This is a genomic window from Streptomyces regalis (genome assembly GCF_001509475.1).
Classification (GTDB): domain Bacteria; phylum Actinomycetota; class Actinomycetes; order Streptomycetales; family Streptomycetaceae; genus Streptomyces; species Streptomyces regalis.
This window is the reverse complement of sequence record NZ_LLZG01000121.1, coordinates 1-2,960: the sequence shown is the minus strand read 5'-3', so window position 1 is coordinate 2,960 and position 2,960 is coordinate 1. Positions and strand designations below refer to the sequence as shown.

The 2,960-nt window shown below is 70.8% G+C and carries 4 protein-coding genes; 3 read left to right on the top strand and 1 reads right to left on the bottom strand.

What is annotated here, in order from left to right; genetic code table 11:
• The first annotated feature begins 185 nt into the window (after window positions 1–185).
• The gene (locus tag ADL12_RS18075) at window positions 186–512 is read left to right on the top strand and encodes a hypothetical protein (RefSeq protein ID WP_062703693.1); all 327 of its coding nucleotides are present in this window, start codon (window positions 186–188) and stop codon (window positions 510–512) included.
• On the top strand, window positions 509–1,165 hold the full coding sequence (locus ADL12_RS18070; protein WP_062703692.1) for a response regulator transcription factor: 657 nt from the start codon (window positions 509–511) through the stop codon (window positions 1,163–1,165). The genes ADL12_RS18075 and ADL12_RS18070 overlap by 4 nt, the downstream gene beginning before the upstream one ends.
• 35 nt (window positions 1,166–1,200) lie before the next feature.
• Here the strand turns inward: ADL12_RS18070 and ADL12_RS18065 are convergent, their stop codons facing one another.
• Window positions 1,201–1,830 (bottom strand): phosphatase PAP2 family protein, encoded by a 630-nt coding sequence (locus tag ADL12_RS18065; protein WP_208614559.1) that lies wholly within the window; start codon window positions 1,828–1,830, stop codon window positions 1,201–1,203.
• 199 nt (window positions 1,831–2,029) lie between these two features.
• Here ADL12_RS18065 and ADL12_RS18060 point away from each other — a divergent pair, with 199 nt between their 5' ends.
• Window positions 2,030–2,845 (top strand): hypothetical protein, encoded by an 816-nt coding sequence (locus tag ADL12_RS18060; RefSeq protein ID WP_079052108.1) that lies wholly within the window; start codon window positions 2,030–2,032, stop codon window positions 2,843–2,845.
• Window positions 2,846–2,960 lie beyond the last annotated feature (115 nt).

Sequence of the window (2,960 nt, the reverse complement as noted above, 5' to 3'; positions counted from 1 at the left end):
GCCCGTGGGCCACGGCCCACCGTCGCCGGGAGTGGCTCGGAGACGTAAAACACTGCGTGGAGACCGTGTAAGACCTGGGACTTGTCTGGGCGGTGGTCGGTGAAGCGCGGACCGTAAGCCGCCGAGCTGGGCGGTACGGACCTTCCGGGCGGAAACGCCAGGATTGCGGAGAGCCACTGAGGCTCTTGGTAACGGTTCGCCTGGTACGCGTACACGGAGAAGCACTCGGTGCTGCCGCCCGCGGCACCGAGCTGCGGCTCGGGACGCCGGCCCACGACCTCGCCCACGTCCTGCCGGAACGCACCGCGCGGGACGCGCCCGTGGAGCGCGCGCCCGTGCCGCCCCCGAAGGACAGCGACTGCCGCTACTACCGCGCGAGTGGCGAACTCCTCGTCTCCGTCGACCACTTCAGACTCTGCTTCGACGACGAGGAACGGCTGGTCGCCAAGGACGTGATCCCCAGGGCCGGTCTGTCCCAATGCCCTTCCCCCACCGAGGAGTTCGCACGGTGATCCGCGTCCTGCTGACCGACGACGAGGCGATGGTGCGAGCCGGTGTGCGCGCCATCCTGGCGAGTGGCGGTGAGACCGAGGTCGTCGCGGAGGCGGGGGACGGGCGCGAGGCGGTCGAGTTGGCCCGGGCGCACCGGCCGGACGTGGCCCTGCTGGACATCCGTATGCCCCGCCTGGACGGGCTCGCGGCGGCCGAGGAGATCGTACGGACCGTCCCCGGCACGGCCGTGGCGATGCTCACCACCTTTTCCGAACAGGCCTACGTGGCCCGTGCGCTCGGCGGCGGCGCCACCGGCTTTCTGCTGAAGTCCGGGGACCCGTACGAACTGATCGCCGGCGTACGGGCGGTGGCGGGCGGCGCCGCCTTTCTGTCGCCGAAGGTGGCGCGGTATGTCATCGACGGGCTGGGCGGCAGCGACGGGCGACTCGGCCGCGAGGCCGCCGCACGCGCGCGCGTGGCCGAGCTCAGCCCGCGCGAACGCGAGGTGCTCGGGCTCGTCGGCGCGGGCCTGTCCAACCCGGAGATCGCCGCCCGGCTGCACCTGGTCGAGGGCACGGTGAAGGCGTATGTGAGCGCGGTGCTCGACCGGTTGGGGGTGCGCAATCGAGTGCAGGCGGCGGTCGTGGCGTACGAGGCGGGGATGGTGGAGTAGCCGCGAGGAAGTGCCGTGAGGAACAGTCCTGAGGTTCAACGGCGATACGGCAGTCCGGACCGCCCCCGCCCGGTCAACCACCGTACGAACGCCGGTGCGTCCGCCGCGCGCATCGCCTCCGCCAGTCGCGTCGCCGGGCGTGTGGCCAGTCGTACGGCCGTCATCGCGACCAGCGCGCCGAAGGCGAGGCCCGCGGCGACGTCGTGCGGGTAGTGCACGCCGACGAAGACGCGGGAGAAGGCCATGAGAAGGGCCAGGGGTGCCGTCAGCCACAGGAGTGCGCGCCTGGTCAGGGCCAGAGTGACGGCGGCGGCGCCCGCGATGGTGGCGTGGTTGCTGGGGAAGGACCAGTCGCCGGGCGGCGGGCAGGCGCTGAGCGGGGTGACTGCTTCCGGGACCGCCCGGCACGGACGCTCCTGCGTGACAAGGGACTTGAGGAGCTGACTGCAGAGGTACGCCATAGCCGTGGCCAGAGGTGCAAGGGCCGCGATCGCGAAGGCCTGGCTGGTGTCACGCCTGGCTCGCCACCAGGTGGTGACGAACAGCGCGGCGAACAGCAGCAGTCCAGCCTCCGTCCATATTCCTGCGGCGTGTTGTACCCACGTTGGGGTGTCCTGGGCGAAGTCGGTGATGTCCCGGTAGAGCTCGGCGTCCTCGAAGTCCATGGTCACGGACCGTAGGCGGCGGGCCGATACCGTCACATCCTGCGATCGGCAGGTGCCGCACCCGACGAAAGACAGGGGTGGGGTGGTCGTCGCGGAGTAGTCGCCGAGGGGGGCTTCCGGGATGATGATCCGGAAAAGTTGCGGTCTTCGGCGGCGGGTGGAGCAAGGTAACGCACCGATCTCTCGTACAGTTTGCGCCGTGGGATCTCTGCGCAATCCTGTCGGGCCGCTTCCCTCCTCCATCTACTGGCGACGGAGGGTCGTCATGCTGTCCGTGGTCGCCGTGTTGGCGCTGCTGACCACCTGGGTGCTCACCTCGGGCGGCGGAGGCGGCAAGAACAACGCGGGCGGATCCGACGGCAAGAATCCCGAGCCCTCTACGATCACGCCGGGCCCGTCGACTTCGGGGCCGGCGATCAGTCAAGCGCCGGGCGGGCGGGACGAGTCGCCCGGCGGCGGGGACTCCGGCGGGTCGGGCTCCGGTGACGACGCCGGCACGGGCACCGGGGATGACGGCTCCGGCGGGTCGGACGGCTCGGGCAGCGGATCCGCCGGTGGCGGCTCGGGCACCGGTGTCGGTGTGGACGACACGGTGGCTGCGGGCTCCACGCTGACCGACTGCATCGCGGGCGCCGTGAAGTTGACGGTGAGCAGCCTCCACAACGCCTACGAGCCCGGTGAGACGCCCGCCCTGCTGCTGACCGCGACGAACACCTCCAGCTACGACTGCAAGATCGATCTCGGCCCGAAGAACTCGGTGGTGACGATCACTCAGGCGGGATCCGAGGACGATTTCTGGTCCTCCGCCGACTGCCCCAAGGTCTCCGGCAGCCTGGTGTTCCGGGTGCCCGCCGGTTCGAGCATCACGTACACGGTGAAGTGGGACCGCCGGGCGAGCGCTCCGCAGTGTGCGACGCCCGCCGCGGGGTCGGCCGGTGCGGGGACCTATCTGGTCGAGGCCAAGACGCCCGGGTTCGGGACAGCACAGATGTCGTTCGTGCTGGAGAACGACTAGGGCCTGTCCGGCGGACCATGCCGGCGTCGCGGGGCCTGGCACGCCCTCCCCCAGAGGGGGTACCCCCAGCGGCGTTGTCGTCGGTTGCCGACTCCCCCACTCTCGACTTCGCTCG